The 15,051-nt window shown below is 73.0% G+C and carries 11 protein-coding genes; 4 read left to right on the forward strand and 7 right to left on the reverse strand.

Features of this window, described 5'->3' with window-relative positions:
* Window positions 1–200 precede the first annotated feature (200 nt).
* Complete coding sequence (locus ABIC30_RS18880; protein ID WP_354455931.1) at window positions 201–2,861, forward strand: ABC transporter transmembrane domain-containing protein; 2,661 nt, start codon at window positions 201–203, stop codon at window positions 2,859–2,861.
* 77 nt (window positions 2,862–2,938) lie between these two features.
* A complete protein-coding gene (locus ABIC30_RS18885) occupies window positions 2,939–4,375 on the forward strand; it encodes a cytochrome P450 (RefSeq protein ID WP_354455932.1) in 1,437 nt (478 codons plus the stop codon).
* Here the strand turns inward: ABIC30_RS18885 and ABIC30_RS18890 are convergent.
* The 5 genes from ABIC30_RS18890 to minC (ABIC30_RS18910) all read right to left on the reverse strand — a co-directional run bounded on the left by ABIC30_RS18890 (window position 4,365) and on the right by minC (ABIC30_RS18910) (window position 8,207).
* Entirely contained in the window at window positions 4,365–5,249 is an 885-nt protein-coding gene (locus ABIC30_RS18890) for an alpha/beta fold hydrolase (RefSeq protein WP_354455933.1), read from the reverse strand. The genes ABIC30_RS18885 and ABIC30_RS18890 overlap by 11 nt on opposite strands.
* A 162-nt stretch (window positions 5,250–5,411) precedes the next feature.
* On the reverse strand, window positions 5,412–5,753 hold the full coding sequence (minE, locus tag ABIC30_RS18895) for a cell division topological specificity factor MinE (RefSeq protein WP_100251864.1): 342 nt from the start codon (window positions 5,751–5,753) through the stop codon (window positions 5,412–5,414).
* Window positions 5,750–6,565, reverse strand: coding sequence for a septum site-determining protein MinD (minD, locus tag ABIC30_RS18900; protein WP_020093046.1), 816 nt, complete (start codon window positions 6,563–6,565; stop codon window positions 5,750–5,752). The genes minE and minD overlap by 4 nt, the downstream gene beginning before the upstream one ends.
* A gap of 13 nt (window positions 6,566–6,578) precedes the next feature.
* Entirely contained in the window at window positions 6,579–7,307 is a 729-nt protein-coding gene (gene minC, locus ABIC30_RS18905) for a septum site-determining protein MinC (RefSeq protein ID WP_020093045.1), read from the reverse strand.
* Window positions 7,308–7,538: 231 nt separating this feature from the next.
* The gene (gene minC / locus ABIC30_RS18910; protein ID WP_042672281.1) at window positions 7,539–8,207 is read right to left on the reverse strand and encodes a septum site-determining protein MinC; all 669 of its coding nucleotides are present in this window, start codon (window positions 8,205–8,207) and stop codon (window positions 7,539–7,541) included.
* Window positions 8,208–8,419: 212 nt separating this feature from the next.
* Between minC (ABIC30_RS18910) and addA the strand changes: the two genes are divergently transcribed.
* A complete protein-coding gene (gene addA / locus ABIC30_RS18915) occupies window positions 8,420–11,917 on the forward strand; it encodes a double-strand break repair helicase AddA (protein WP_354455934.1) in 3,498 nt (1,165 codons plus the stop codon).
* A 222-nt stretch (window positions 11,918–12,139) separates the two neighbouring features.
* Window positions 12,140–12,463, forward strand: a complete 324-nt coding sequence (gene trxA, locus ABIC30_RS18920) for a thioredoxin (protein WP_010682902.1) — start codon at window positions 12,140–12,142, stop codon at window positions 12,461–12,463.
* 123 nt (window positions 12,464–12,586) lie between these two features.
* Here trxA and ABIC30_RS18925 read toward each other — a convergent pair whose 3' ends face one another.
* Both ABIC30_RS18925 and ABIC30_RS18930 read right to left on the reverse strand, forming a co-directional pair.
* Complete coding sequence (locus ABIC30_RS18925) at window positions 12,587–13,486, reverse strand: outer membrane protein (protein ID WP_020093042.1); 900 nt, start codon at window positions 13,484–13,486, stop codon at window positions 12,587–12,589.
* Between the two features lie 232 nt (window positions 13,487–13,718).
* Window positions 13,719–15,044 carry a bifunctional folylpolyglutamate synthase/dihydrofolate synthase gene (locus ABIC30_RS18930; protein WP_020093041.1) on the reverse strand — a complete coding sequence of 442 codons (1,326 nt, stop codon included), beginning with the start codon at window positions 15,042–15,044 and terminating at the stop codon, window positions 13,719–13,721.
* Window positions 15,045–15,051: the final 7 nt, after the last annotated feature.

Here is a 15,051-nt window from a genome sequence, read left to right on the forward strand (position 1 = left end):
GGGGAAGATCGGCGTCGGGATCCGGCGCCGAGTGCCCTATATGACGGCGCGATGACACCGCGGCCGGCGGGAATCCGCGCCTATCGGGCTGTATTGGATGAAACCGGATCCCTCGGGTAGCGTATCGACCAGGGTCAGGCGTCCGGCTGCGGCGATTCGGCCGTCGGGCCGCCAGGGCGGGCTTTCGTCGGAAGGACACGATGCGCGCGCTTGAGCCGCGGCTGTTCCCGTATATCTGGCGCTACTCCAAGGTCGCGCAGCTCCGGATCTGCGCCGTCGTGCTGGCGTCGCTCCCGTTCTATTTCGCCTCGCTCGACCTGCCGAAGCGCATCGTCAACGACGCGATCACGGGGAAGGCCTACGCGCACGGCGAGGCGACCGCGCCGTTCCTCGAGCTCACCGTCGAGTGGCCCGCCTTCCTGGGCGGCGGCAAGACGCACCTGTTCGAGGGGTTCCAGCTCGACCGGTTCGAGCTGCTGCTCAGCCTGTCGACGCTGTTCCTCAGCCTCGTCCTGATCAACGGCGCGTTCAAGTTCTGGATCAACCTCCAGAAGGGCATTCTCGGCGAGCGGATGCTGCGCCGCCTGCGGTTCCAGCTGTTCTCGCTGATGCTGCGCTTCTCCCCGGAGACGCAGCGGGAGGTGAAATCCTCCGAGACCGCGACGATCATCCGGGACGAGGTCGAGCCGATCGGCTCCTTCATCGGCGACGCGATCGTGGTGCCGGTGTTCCTGGGCACGCAGGCCGCGACGGCGCTGGCCTTCATCATGATGCAGAACATCTGGCTCGGCATCGCGGCCGGCGGCATGGTCGCCGTGCAGATGACCGTGATCCCGCGGCTGCGGCGGGAGATCATCCGTCTCAGCCGCCAGCGCCAGATCGCGTCCCGCGCCCTGGCCGGGCGCGTGGCCGAGGTGCTCGACGGCCTGCAGGCGGTGACGCTGAACGACACCGGCCGCTGGGAGCGGGCGGAGATCGGCGGCCGCCTCTACCGGCTCTACGACCTGCGCCTGCGGATCTACCGCCGCAAGTTCGCGGTCAAATACCTCAACAACCTGCTGGCGCAGGTGACGCCGTTCCTGTTCTACGCGATCGGCGGCTACTTCGCCCTGAAGGGCCAGCTCGACATCGGCCAGCTCGTGGCGGTCCTGGCCGCCTACCGGGACCTGCCGCCGCCCCTCAAGGAGCTGATCGACTGGGACCAGCAGCGCCTCGACGTCGAGGTCAAGTACGAGACCGTGGCGGCGCATTTCGGCCCGCAGCGCCTCCTGCCGGCCGAGCACGAATCCGAGCGCGCGGCGCCCCGGCTCGGCGGGCCGCTGCGGCTGGAGGGCCTGCAGCTGCGCGATCCGCAGGGCGGGTCCCTGATCGAGGTCGGCGACGCGGAGGTGCGCCTCCCCGGGCAGGTCGCCCTGGTCCCGCCCGGGGCGATCGCGCAGGAATTCGTCCGCGTGCTCGCCGGGCTCCAGTCGCCGCCCGGGGGCACGGTCCGGATCGGCGAGCACGACCTCTCGACGCTGCCGCGCCGCGACCACGCGCGGCGCATCGCCTACGCGGGCGTCCAGCCCGTGCTGTTCCCCGGGACGCTGCGCGACAACGTCCTCTACGGGCTGCGCGTGCACCCGCTGCGCACCAAGAGCCTCGACCTCAGCAAGGCGCGGATCAACGAGGCGGTGAAGACCGGCAACCCCTGCGACAGCGTCGAGGACCCCTGGATCGACTTCAAGCGCCTCGGCGTCCGGGATGCCGACGAGCTCGACGAGCGCCTGCTCGACCTGCTCGGCCGGCTCGACCTCGGCGACGAGCTCTACCGGTTCGGGCTCGGCGCCCTGAGTTCGGTCGCCCACGACACGCCGGTGGGCCAGCGCATGATCGCGGCGCGGGAGCACCTGCGCGAGCATTTCGCCCAGAAGGGTCTCGCCGACCTCGTGATCCCCTTCGCTCGGGGCCACTACAACGAGCAGGCCACCGTCGGGGAGAACCTGCTGTTCGGCGTCCCCCGCGACCCGACGCTGACGGATCCGCGCCGCCTCGCCGGCGTCCCCCTGTTCCGCGACGCGCTGGAGAAGGTGAAGCTCCTCGACGAGCTCGACCGGATGGGCGTCGCCATCGCCAGCAACCTCAAGGACATCTTCGCCGACGTGCCGCCGGGCCACCCGCTGTTCCGGCGGTTCTCGCTGATCACCCCGGACGCGCTGCCCGACTACCTGCGCCGGCTCGCGCGCCTGCCCGAGGACGGGCGGCTGAGCGAGACCGACAGCGTGGCCTTCCTGGCGCTGGCCCTCGCCTATGTCGAGCCGCGGATGCGCTTCGGGCTGCTCGACGAGACCCTGTCCAAGCGCATGGTCGGCGCGCGGGCGGTCGTGCAGGGCTTCATGCACGGCGACGACGGCTGCGACGTCGAATCCTACGACCCGAACCGGATCAACCCGCGCAGCACCGTCCTCGACAACCTGCTCTTCGGCCGCATCGACACGGCGCGGATGCACGGCGAGGCGCTGATCCAGAAGGAGGCCCGCGCGGTGTTCCGGGAGTTCGACCTGGAGCGGCCGATCCAGCGGCGCGGCCTCGAGAAGGAGGTCGGCAACCGCGGGCAGGCGCTCGCCGAGCGCGTGCGGGTGCGGGTCGGCCTCGCGCGGGCGATCCTGCGCGAGCCGGAGATCCTCGTGGTCGACCGGGTGGACGAGCACCTGGAGCGGGGCGTCGACACGCTGCTCGACGTGACCGAGACCGCCCTGCCCCGGGCGAGCCTCGTGGCGAGCCTGTCGCCGGAATCCGACCCGGCCCGGTTCCCCGCGCGCCTGCCGATCCAGAGTGCCGACCGGAGTGCCGAAGCGCGCCTGCGCGCGGCGGCGGAATGACGTAAGCGTGACCGGTCCGCGCGGGGCGCGGCCGGCGGTTTACAGGGCTGCCCGTCTCCGGCACAGGATGGCACCCCATGCCAACATTCTCGGACGCCACCGCGACCCCGGACCGGACGATCCCGAGCCTCGCCGGGACGCCGCGCGTGGTGCCGCCGCACCGCGCCCCGCCCGAGCGCGAGCTGCCGCTGCCCGCCTACCTGCGGTCGATCCGCGACAACGCGCTCGCGGGCTTCCCCCGGCGCGCCTTCGAGGAGCCGGTCACCCGCCGGGGCCTGCTCGGGCGGTCGAGCTTCGTGCTGAACGACCCCGAGGCGATCCGCCGGGTGCTCGTCGAGAATCAGGCGAACTACGCCCGCACCACCGGGACGACCCGCATCCTGCGCCCGATCCTCGGTGACGGGCTCCTGATCAGCGAGGGCTCGGCGTGGCGGCACCAGCGGCGCACCCTGGCGCCGGCCTTCACGCCGCGGGCGATCGACGGCCTCGTGCCCCACATCGCCGCCGCCGTGACCGACGGGATGGAGCGCATCGCCGCCGAGGCCGCAGCGGGGCCGGTCGACCTGTTCACGTCCTTCTACCGGCTCGCCCTCGAGATCGCCGGGCGCGCCATGTTCTCGGTGGGGATGGACCAGCACGGCGCCGAGCTGCGCCAGTTCATCGCCGAGTACGCCGAGCGGATGGGGCGGCCGCACCTCCTCGACATCGTCACCCCCCCGGGCTGGCCGGTGCCCCTCGACTGGTCGCGCCGCCGGTTCCGGCGCCGGTGGATCCCCTTCCTCGACCGGATCATCGCGGCGCGCCGGGGGGCCGAGGGGGACAGGTCCCGCTCGGGCGATTTGCTCGACCTGCTCGCGGCCGCGCGCAATCCCGATACCGGCGCCGCCTTCACGCCCGACGAGCTGCGCGACCAGGTCGCCACCATGATCCTGGCGGGCCACGAGACCACGGCCGGCACGCTGTTCTGGGCGGCCTACCTGCTGGCCCTCGCGCCGGAGGTGCAGGAGCGGGTCGCCGCCGAGGCGCGGGCCGCCGACCTCGCCGACCCCACCGGCTGCCAGAGCGACGGGCGGCTGCCGCTCACCCGCGCGGTGATCGACGAGACCCTGCGCCTGTACCCGGCGGCCTTCGTGGTCGTCCGGCGGGCGCTGGGCCCGGACACAGTGGCGGGCCACGCCGTGAAGGCGAGCGACATCGTTATGGTGAGCCCCTGGGTGCTGCACCGCCACCGGTCGCTCTGGCCGGACCCGGACGCGTTCGATCCGGGCCGCTTCCTGCCCGGCGCCCAGGCCCCGCGGCGCTTCGCCTACCTGCCCTTCGGGGCCGGCCCGCGGGTCTGCATCGGCGCGCAGTTCGCCCTGAGCGAGGCCGTCCTCTCCCTGGCGCGGGTGCTGCAGCGCTTCCGGCTGGTGCTTGACGAGAGCGAGCCGGTGCTGCCCCAGGCGGTCGTGACGACCCAGCCGGATCGCCCCGCGCGCTTCCGGTTGATCCCCCGCGAGCCGCTCAGCCCCTGATCCCGGTGATCGTCGCCGAGATCGCCCGGGGGTCGCGCATCGGCCAGCGGCCGCTCTCCACCTGCGCCAGGAAGTCGTCCAGCAGGCGGTTGTAGGCGTCCGGCTCCTCGACCGAGAGGGCGTGGCCGGTATTGGGCAGCATGGCGAGGGCGGCGGAGGGGATGACCCGCTTGAGCATCAGGCTCGGGGCGAGGCAGGGCCAGTCCTCGTCGCCGGCGACGATCAGGGTCGGGACGGTCATGCGCCCCAGCTCGTCCGTGAGATCGTAGAGCGACGGCCGCCCCTTCTGCACGCCGGCCTGGGTGTTGGCCGAGCCGAGGGCCGAGTGCTCGGCGAGCATCCGCCTGAACTCGGCGTGCCCGCGCGGGTCCTTGGTCTCGAACTGCACCCGCGTCGGCCCGACGGCGTAGCGCTCCGCGAAGGCCGCCATGCCGTCGTGGAGGAGCATCGCGGCGGTGGCGTCCGCCTCGGCGCGGAACAGCGCCTGCCGCTCCGGCTCCGCGCCGTAGCCGCAGCCGCCGAGGCACAGCGACAGCGCCCGGTCGGGGTGCCGCAGGCCGAAATGCAGGGTCGCGAAGGCGCCCATGGAGATGCCGGCGACGTGGGCTTTCGGCGCGCCGAGATGGTCGAGGACGGCCAGGATGTCGTCGGCGGCGCGCGCCTGCGCGTAGGCCGAGACGGCCTCCGGCACGTCGGAGGGCGGGTAGCCCCGGGCGTTGAACGCGACCGCGCGGTAGCGGCGGCCGAAATGGCGCAGCTGCGCCTCGTAGCTGCGATGATCGCCGGCGAATTCGTGGACGAAGATCAGCGGCGTTCCCCGGCCGCTCTCCTCGTAGTGGAGCCGTATCCCGTCGTCCGTCGTGGCGCTCGGCATCGCGATCCTCTCATCGACCTCCCCCGGGTCTCCGAGATGGCGCGACGGGGCGCCCGGTCGAGAGTCGCGACCGGAGTTCGTGGCGGGCACGACGAAGCCGCACCCGGCGGACCGGGCGCGGCTTGCGATCTTCCGTGCCGGCGGGGACGCTCCCCGCCCGGCTCAAGCGGCCTTCTTGGAGGAGGCCGGCTTGGCGGCCCCCTTGTTGGCGGCGACCTCGGCGAGCTTCGCGGCCAGCTTGGCGTCGAGCTTGCCCGAGGCACCGAGCGGCAGCTCGATGTCGAGGCCGAGGGTCGAGACACCCTCGCCGCGCTCCAGGGTGACCTTCACCTTGTCGGGCTCCACCGCGACGTGGTTGGCGATCACCGCCAGGATCTCCTCCCGGAGCTGGATCACGAGGTCGGGGCGACCCGACTCCGCGCGCTCGTGGGCGAGGATCAGCTGCAGGCGGTCGCGGGCGACCGCGCCGGAGCTGCGCTTCTGGAACAGTCCCAGGATGCTCACGCCGCCCTCCGCATGAACAGCTTGTCGAGGAAGGACTTGCGCTCGACCGGCAGGCTCATCGGCACGGACTCGCCCTTGAGCCGGCGGGCCGCGTCGGCGTAGGCCCGCGCCGGCGCGCAGAGCGGGTTGTTCAGCGTCACCGGGCAGCCGAGGTTCGAGGCGCGCAGCACCTCCTGGCTCTCCGGGATGATCGCGAGCAGCGGGATCGACAGGATGTCGAGCACGTCCTCGGTCTTGAGCATGTCGCCGCGGTCGGCCCGCATCGGGTCGTAGCGGGTGAGGATCAGGTGCTTCTCGATGTCCTCGCCCTTCTCTGCCTTGGCGGTCTTGGAATCGAGGAGGCCGATGATCCGGTCGGAGTCGCGCACCGAGGAGACCTCGGGGTTGGTCACGACCACCGCCACGTCGGCGTGGTGCATGGCGAGCTGGGCGCCGCGCTCGATGCCGGCGGGGGAATCGCAGATCACCCAGTCGAACTTCGCGCGCAGCTCGTCCATCACCCGGGCCACGCCCTCATCGGTGAGCGCGTCCTTGTCGCGGGTCTGCGAGGCCGGCAGCAGGTGCAGGGTCTCGAGCCGCTTGTCCTTGATCAGCGCCTGCGGGAGCTTGGCGTCGCCGTTGACCACGTTGATGAGGTCGTAGACGACCCGGCGCTCGGCGCCCATGACGAGGTCGAGGTTGCGCAGGCCGACGTCGAAGTCGACGACGCACACGCTCTGCCCGCCCTGGGCCAGGGCCGCTCCGAGGGCCGCGGTCGTCGTCGTCTTGCCGACGCCGCCCTTGCCCGATGTGACGACGAGAACCTTTGCCACGCGTCGATCTCCCTTAATCCAGGCTTGCCATTCGGATGTTGCCGCCATCGAGCCAGACCTGGGCGGCCTTGCCGCGCAGGGCCGTGCCCATGTCCTCCGCCGTCCGCACGAGGCGGTCGATCCCCAGCAACTCGGGTTCGAATTTGCGGCAGTAGATTCGTGCGCGCGGGTTGCGCGCGGCTCCGGCGATCGCGCGACCGCGCAGGGCGCCGTAGACGTGGATCGAGCCGCCGGCCAGGATCTCGGCCCCGGAGGAGACGGACCCCATCACGGTCACGTCGCCGGTCGGGTTGATGACGCTCTGTCCGGAGCGGACCGAGCCCTCGACGGTGATCGAGGTGACCACCTGCGGCTCCGGCTCGGCCGGGACGCTCGGGATCTCGATCGTCTCGGACGGGTGCCCCTTGACCAGCAGCGGCGGCAGGCCGTCCACCACCGCGTCGGCCCCCTCGATGCCCAGGACCGCGATGCCGCGGGCCTTGAGCTCGTTCATGAGCGTCTCGAGCGCGTCCGGCTCGGGCTTGAGCTGGGCGCAGTCCAGGATGACGGCCCGGCCTTTCAGCAGGGTCGGCGAGCGCTTGAGCGCCGCGTCGAGGCCCGCGAGCCACTCGGGGAGCGGCGGCTCGGGGGAGAGGGCCAGGGCCTTGAAGGCCCGCCCGCGCAGGCTGAGCGGCCGGGGCGCGGAAGGAGCCGCCGCTGTGGCGGTCTCCGGGTCGATCGGCTCGGGGAGGGTGTCGCTCATGTCCGCCCGTTAAGAGTCCTTACCGGACCATTGACGGCGGGTATGGTTACCGAAGGGTTAAGTTTCTGATCCGGTCGGCAAATTCTGCCGGGATCCTTGTATCGGGGCAGCGGAGGATGGTCTCACGCCCTCGGGCGCGCGTCGCGGGGGGCTCGGCCCCGGTCTCCGTGGGTTCTGCGCGGGCTGAAAGGCCGTTAACCGACGGCCTGAACGCCGGAGCTGCGAAGCCTCTCAACCTCGCTCGAACAGGTTCAGCTTGATCGCGTCCTCCAGCAGCCGCACCTCCACGGCCTGCCCCCGGAAGGCCGGGTCGAGGTCGTCGGCGGCGCGGTAGAGACCGTCGATCGCGACCAGCTCCGGCTCGAACCGCCGGCACCAGATCCGCGCCGTCGGGTTGCCGGCCGCGCCCGCGATCGCGCGGCCGCGCAGGGCGCCGTAGACGTGGATCGAGCCGCCCGCGATGACCTCGGCGCCCGACGCCACGGCGCCCAGCACCGTGACGTCGCCCTCGAGGTGCAGCACGGTCTGGCCGGAGCGCACGGGCGCGTCGAGGATCAGCGACCGCACCGTCTCCCGGGCCTGCGGCTCGGCCGGCGCGGGCGCGTCCGCAGCCGACTCGTCCGGGGCGGCGACCTCCCCCGCGGGCCGTCCGCCCGACAGGGCCGGCGGGGTCGCGGAATCCAGGAGCGACGGCGCCGCGCCCTCGATCCCCAGGATCGGGATGTTGCGGGCGGCCAGCTCGGCGAGCAGACCGTCGAGATCCTCGCGGTTGAGCTGCAATCCGGACAGGTCGAGGATCACCGGCCGGCCGGCGAAGAAGTTCGGGGCACGGCGGTTGAGGGCGTCGAGGTCGCCGAACCAGTCGGCGACCGGGGGGATCGGCGCCAGGACGGTGGCCATGAAGGAGCGGCCGCGGAAGCGGATCGGCGGGCGCGCCGGCTCGGATGTCGGCTGGGTCACGGGCGTGTTCGGTGTGCGCGGAAGGGATCGTCTGCATCCATGGGACGGCGCCGCGCCCGGGGCAATCCCGCGAGGGCCGGTGTGACGCCTTGGCGGGCCCGCGGGCGCGTTTCTGTTGTAGAGAGTGCCGGCAGCCGAGCCGGACCGGACCGTTGAGCAGCGCCACCCCGCACGCCCCCGCCCCCTTCGTCGTCGACGACCTGACCCGCGCCAACCAGCGTCGGGCGGCCGACCCGCGCGCCTCCGCCTGGGTCTCGGCCAATGCCGGCGCGGGCAAGACCAAGGTCCTCACCGACCGGGTGGTCCGGCTGCTCCTCGACGAGGCGCCGCCCGGCCGGATCCTGTGCCTGACCTTCACCAAGGCCGCCGCGGCCAACATGGCGATCCGCGTCTTCCGGCTGCTCGGCCGCTGGGTCACGCTGGACGACGAGACCCTCGCCGCCGAACTCGCCGAGCTCACCGGCGAGCGCGCCGGGCCCGAGCGCCTGCGGCTGGCGCGCCGCCTCTTCGCCCGGGCGGTCGAGACGCCGGGCGGCCTCAAGATCGAGACGCTGCACGCCCTGTGCGAGCGGCTGCTCCACATGTTCCCCTTCGAGGCGAACGTGCCGGCCCGCTTCGTGGTGCTCGACGAGGCCAAGGCCCGGGAACTGTTCGACATCGAGATGGCCAACGTCCTGGCCGACGCCGTCGCGAACGGCGACACGCCGCTCAGCGCGGCCCTCGCGCGGGTCACGCCGGAAGCCACGGGCGACACCCTGCGGGCGGCGATCCGGGCGGCCGTGCGAGCGCGGAGCTTCATCGGCGACGCCGCCGGCCTGGAGCGGGCCTTCGGGCGGCTGCACGGGGCGCTGGGGCTGGCGGCCGAGGAATCCGCCGAGCGGATCGAGGCCGCGATCCTCGAGGGCGGTCCCGATTGCCGCCCGGAGGAGCGCGCCGCGCTGGTCGCGGCGCTGCGCACCGGCAAGGCCAACGACGAGAAGCTCGCCGACGCGCTCGAAGCCGCCGAGGCCGAGCGGCTCCGCTCCGCGGACCTTCCCGACCGGGCCGAGGCGCTCGCGCTCTACCGCGCGGTCTTCTTCACCCAGAAGGACGAGCCCAAGGCCGACAGCAGCCTCGGGACCAAGGGCGTGCCGGCCGGCGTCAAGGCGTCGCTGCTCGCCGAGCGGGACCGGTTGGAGCCCCTGTTCGACCGCCTGCGCGCCGCCCGGGCCCATGCCCGCACGCAGGCGCTGTTCCAGATCGCGGCCGAGATCCACCGCCGCGTCGAGGCGCAGAAGGCGCGCCTCGGCGCCCTCGACTTCGACGACCTGATCCACAAGGCGCTGGACCTGCTCGGCCGCGTCGGCGCCGGCTGGGTCCTGTACAAGCTCGACCGCGGCATCGACCACGTCCTCGTCGACGAGGCGCAGGACACGAACCCGGAGCAGTGGGCGATCCTGCGGGCGATCACGCAGGAATTCGCCGCCGGCGAGGGCGCGCGGTCCGGCAGCCGCACGCGCTTCGCGGTGGGCGACCCCAAGCAGTCGATCTACGGCTTCCAGGGCGCGGAGCCGCGGGAATTCGCCCTGACCCGCGCGTCCTGGATCGCGGAATCGCGCTCGGCCGGACTGACCTTCGAGGACGTGCCGCTCACCCTGTCGTTCCGCTCGACCGGCCTCGTCCTGCGCGCCGTCGACGCGGTCTTCGCCCTCGACGCCCACAACGAGGGCCTGTCGTTCGAGGACACGGTCCGCACGACCGTGCACGCCAGCGCCCGGCCGGGCGCGCCCGGCGCCGTCGAGCTGTGGCCGATCGCCGAGCCTGAGCCGGCCGCGGAGCCCGATGCCTGGACCGCCCCCGTGGACGCGCCCGAGACCAGCGCTCCCGCGATCGTCACCGCCCGGCGGGTGGCGCAGGCGGTGCGCGCCTGGACCACCGCGGGGGACGCGACCGGCCGGATCTGGCGCCCCGGGGACGTCCTGATCCTGGTCCGGAAGCGCGGGCCGGCCTTCGAGGAGGTGATCCGCGCCCTGAAGGGGCTCGGCGTCCCGGTCGCCGGGCAGGACCGGCTCGAGGTCTCCGCCCACATCGCGGTGGCCGACCTGGTCGCCGCCGGCCGGGCGGGCCTCCTGCCGGCCGACGACCTGACCCTCGCCACCGCCCTCAAGACGCCGCTCGTCGGCCTCACCGACGACGACCTCGTGCGGATCGCCGCCCGCCGCGACCTCGCCGAGACCCTGGAGGATGCCCTGCACCGCCACGCCGCGGCGGGCGACGCGGCCGCGCGGCGCGGGCTCGAGGCCCTGTCGGGCTGGATCGCCCTGGCGGGGCTCCACGGCCCGTTCGGCTTCTACGCCCGGCTCCTCGGGCCGCAGGGCGGCCGGGCCAAGCTGGTCGCCCGCCTCGGCGGCGAGGCCGGGGACGCGATCGACGTGTTCCTCGCCGCCGCCGCCCAGGCCGAGACCGGCGAGGACGCCCCGTCGCTGGGCGGCTTCCTCGCCCGCTACGTCGGGGCCGAGGCCGGCCACACGGTCAAGCGCGACCTCGAATCGGGCCGCGACGAGGTCCGGGTCATGACGGTCCACGGCGCCAAGGGCCTGGAGGCGCCGGTCGTGGTGATCCTCGACGGGTGCGAGCCCCTCGGCCGCAACGACCCGCCCCTCCTGCCGCTCCCGGCGACGGAGATCGCCCTGCCGCCGGTCTGGTCGGGCGGGCGGACGCAGGACTGCGCCGCCACCGACGCGGCGCGGGCGGCCCTGCTCGCCAAGGCCCGGCAGGAGCACAACCGCCTGCTCTACGTCGCCATGACCCGCGCGGCCGACCGGCTGATCGTCGCGCCCTTCCGCGGCCACGAGCGCGAGACCGAGGCGGCGTGGTGCCGGATGATCCAGGCCGGCCTGGAGGCGGCACTCGGCGCCGGCCGGGCGCTGGAACTCCCCTACGGGCCCGCGACTCTCTGGCAGGACGGCGCCCCGCCGGATTCCGCCCCCGCCGCGGGTGCCGCGTCGGCCGGAGCGGAGGCCGGGCCGGAGCCCGACTGGCTGCGCGGCCCGGTGCCGCCGGAACCGACCTCCGAGGCCCTGAACCCCTCCGGCGCCCTGCAGGCGGCGGACGGAACGCGCGTGCCGCCGCTGCGCCTCGCCGACGCGCAGGCCCGGCGCCGCGGGATCCTGACCCACGCCCTGCTGCAGCACCTGCCCCGGGTCGAGCCGGACCGCCGGGAGACGGCGGGGCGCGCCTTCGTGCAGGCCCGGGCGCCCGGTCTGCCGCGCGCGGCCGCCCCCGCGATCGTCCGGTCGGTCCTCCGGATCATCGACGCCCCCGACCTCGCGCCGCTCTTCGCCCGGGACGCCCGCGCGGAGGTGGCGCTGTCGGGGCGTGTCCGTGCCGGCGGGACAGAGAGGGTGGTCCAGGGGCGCGTCGACCGCCTCGCCGTGACGGCGGACATGGTGCACCTCGCCGACTTCAAGACCGGGCGCCCGCCCGAGCCCGGCGCGCCGCTGCCCGCCGCGGAGGCCGGCCAGATCGCCCTCTATGCGCGCCTCCTCGCGCAGATCTACCCGGGCCGGACGATCCGGCCCATTCTCGTCTGGACCTCGGGGCCGGTGATCCGCGCCCTCGATTCTGACGACGTCGCGACGGCCCTGGACCGGATCGGGATCGAGGCGTGACCCGTGCCCCGGGGCGCGTGCCCGGAAGCGGTCCGCATGCGCCAGCGCACGTCGCGGTGGGGCGATTCACCGAGAGAGCCGTGCGTCCCGGGCACCCCCGCCCTCCCCCGGCGACCGGACTTCTTGACCGGGCGCCGGGCCGTCGCCAATTCTGACCGGACCGCGCGGGCCTCTGCCCGTTCGACGCCGCCCGACGGGCGGCGGATTCCGAAAGGTGACGTTATGGCGACGGTGAAAGTAACCGACGCGAGCTTCGAGCAGGACGTTCTCAAGTCCGCCGAGCCCGTCGTGGTGGATTTCTGGGCGGAGTGGTGCGGCCCCTGCCGTCAGATCGGCCCGGCCCTCGAGGAGATCGCGACCGACCTGCAGGGCAAGGTGAAGATCGCCAAGGTCAACGTCGACGAGAACCCGCAGATCGCCGCCCAGTACGGCATCCGCTCGATCCCGACGCTGCTGCTCTTCAAGAACGGCGAGCGCGTGGACCAGAAGGTCGGCGCCGCACCGAAGGGCGACCTGTCGCGCTGGATCGGCGCCCAGACCGCCTGATCTGCCGTCACGGCTCCGAACGACAAAAAGAAAGCCCGGCCGCGAGGCCGGGCTTTCTCGGTTTCGAGCCCAAGTTTTTTATTTCGGGATCCCGGTGCTCGGCCCGGGATCCCGTATTCCGTCTCAGTACGAGCCGAACTTGTAGTTCAGGCCGGCGCGGACGACGGCGAAGGCGTTCTCGTTCCGGCTGGCGCCGGCGAGCGAGTACACCGGCACGAGGCCGACCGGGGAGATCGCAGCACCAACCAGCGGCGCCTGGGCGCGGCCGTTGTTGTTGTCGAGGTTCACGTACAGACCTTCGACCTTCAGCGTGACGGCCGAAGAGCGGAAGAAGTTCAGGAACGAGTCGGTGGGCAGGGCGTACTCGACACCGCCGCCGACCGTCCAGCCGGTCTTGAAGTCGTTCCGGCGGCCGGCGAAGTTCTGCAGGCCGACGCGAGCGCCGTCATCCGTGCCGGTGGCGTAGGCGAAACCGCCGGTGGCGTACACGAGGGTCCGGTCGAAGGCCCAGCCGAGACGACCGCGGACGGTGCCGAAGAAGTCGATGGTGTTGAGCGTGCCGTTGACCGGGATGAAGCCCGGGTTGATCGCCACGGCGTTGGTGGCGAAGCGGGCGCGACGGCCGAAGTCGAGGTACTGCGCGTCAGCCTCGAAGCCGATCACGGCGCCGGAGCCCGGGGTCAGCTGCCAGTTGTAGCCGATCTGGCCACCGCCCGAGAAACCCTCGCGGCTGTCGTTGCTGTAGACCAGCGACGAGCCGTTCGGCAGCAGGGCCTGGTAGGGGACGAGACCGCCCGGAACCAGAGCGACCGGGTTGCCGGGCGTCTGGACGAAGCCGCGGGTGGAGTTGCTGCTGGCGTCGAACGCGTAGCCGGCGTTGATACCGAAGTAGGCGCCGGTCCAGGTGAACACCGGAACGGGGGTGAACACCGGCGGCGGCGCGGCGCGGCGCGGCAGGTCGGCGGCCGAAGCGGCGGCCGTGAGCGCGGTGAACGCCGCGAGAGAGGTGAGAAGCTTCTTCATTACTGTGATCCCCAGCATAAGCCCGATCGCCGGTGAAACTATGCGATCGGGCCCCGCGAGGATGTAGCTTAGCTGCCACAGCGGGAGGAAAGCGTGGCCGTGGACGGGTGTCCGTCCGGGCGATTGCGGCGATTCGACGGATTTTCGAATGCAGAATCCGGATTTCACAGGTCTCCGGTTCCCGGCCACTTGATACAGCGGCCGCGCGCGGCGCTCCCAGACTGGAGACGACTCAGACCGGCGGCGTGTCGTTGGCGGCGAGAACCATGCCGGCCAAGTAGAGCGATCCGCAGATCAGGATTCGCGGCGGGCGCTCGAAGGCGATGTCCCGCACGAGGGCGAGGGCCGCCTCGATGCTCGGCGCCGCGTAGGTCTTGAGGCCGACATCCTCGCCGATCCGGGCCACCTCCTCGGCCGGGCGCGCGGCCATGGTCCCGGTGATCGGGACGGCCACCAGGGCCCGGGCCAGGCCCACGAAGTTGCGCAGGAACCCGTCGGCGTCCTTCGTGCCGAGCAGGCCGACCACGAGGACGAGCGGCACGTCGCTCTTCTCGCCGAGATCCGCCATGGCGGCCGCGAGGATCCGGCCGCCGTCGATGTTGTGGCCGCCGTCGAGCCACAGCTCGGTGCCGGCATCGAGCTGGGCGGCCAGCCGGCCGCGGCCGAGGCGCTGCAGCCGGCCCGGCCACTCGACCTCGGTCAGGCCCCGCTCCAGGGCCGCGATCCCGATGTCGCCGAACCCGGCGGCGCGCAGCGCGGTGATCGCGGTTCCGGCGTTGACCAGCTGGTGACGCCCGGCGAGGCGCGGCCGCGGGAGGTCGAACAGGTCGGTCTCGTCCTGGTAGACGAGCCGGCCGCGCTCCTCGTGCACGGAGAAGTCCTGGTTGCCCACCAGCACGGGCCCGGCCCCGAGGGCTTCCGCGCGCCGGCAGAGGACGGCGTCGGCCTCGGCGTAGTCCTGGGCGGCGATCACCGCCGGGCAGCCGCGCTTGAAGATCCCGGCCTTCTCGGTCGCGACCGACTCGACCGTGTCGCCGAGATACTCGGCATGGTCGCGGCCGATCGGCGTCACCACCGCGCAGGCCGGCCGGTCGATGACGTTGGTGGCGTCGAGCCGGCCCCCGAGGCCGACCTCCAGGAGCAGGACGTCGGCCGGGCTCTCCGAGAAGAGCAGGAACGCCGCGGCCGTGGTGATCTCGAACATCGTGATCGGCTCGCCGGCATTGGCGCTCTCGCAGCGCGCGAAGGCGTCGGCCAGCCGGTCCTCGTCCACGAAATGCCCGCCGCCGATCCCGCCGATGCGGATCCGCTCGTGGAAGCGGACGAGGTGCGGGGAGGTGTAGACGTGGGCGGCCAGGCCCCCGGCCTCCAGGATCGACCGCATGAACGCGATGGTCGAGCCCTTGCCGTTGGTGCCGGCCACGTGGATCACGGGCGGCAGGCGGCGCTCGGGATGGTTGAGCCGCGCGAGCAGCCGCTCGATGCGCCCGAGCGACAGGTCGATGGTGCGGGGGTGGAGCGCCAGGAAGCGCGCCATCAGAGCGTCGGACGAGGCCATCGCCGGG

This window comes from Methylobacterium sp. 1030, assembly GCF_040544715.1.
Taxonomy (GTDB): Bacteria; Pseudomonadota; Alphaproteobacteria; order Rhizobiales; family Beijerinckiaceae; genus Methylobacterium.

Coding starts and splice junctions, on each gene's coding strand:
- ABIC30_RS18890 (WP_354455933.1), bottom strand. CDS start 5,249: ATGCCGAGCGCCACGACGGACGACGGGATACGGCTCCACTACGAGGAG.
- minC (WP_020093045.1), bottom strand. CDS start 7,307: ATGAGCGACACCCTCCCCGAGCCGATCGACCCGGAGACCGCCACAGCG.
- trxA (WP_010682902.1), top strand. CDS start 12,140: ATGGCGACGGTGAAAGTAACCGACGCGAGCTTCGAGCAGGACGTTCTC.
- ABIC30_RS18930 (WP_020093041.1), bottom strand. CDS start 15,044: ATGGCCTCGTCCGACGCTCTGATGGCGCGCTTCCTGGCGCTCCACCCC.
- minC (WP_042672281.1), bottom strand. CDS start 8,207: ATGGCCACCGTCCTGGCGCCGATCCCCCCGGTCGCCGACTGGTTCGGC.
- ABIC30_RS18880 (WP_354455931.1), top strand. CDS start 201: ATGCGCGCGCTTGAGCCGCGGCTGTTCCCGTATATCTGGCGCTACTCC.
- ABIC30_RS18885 (WP_354455932.1), top strand. CDS start 2,939: ATGCCAACATTCTCGGACGCCACCGCGACCCCGGACCGGACGATCCCG.
- ABIC30_RS18925 (WP_020093042.1), bottom strand. CDS start 13,486: ATGAAGAAGCTTCTCACCTCTCTCGCGGCGTTCACCGCGCTCACGGCC.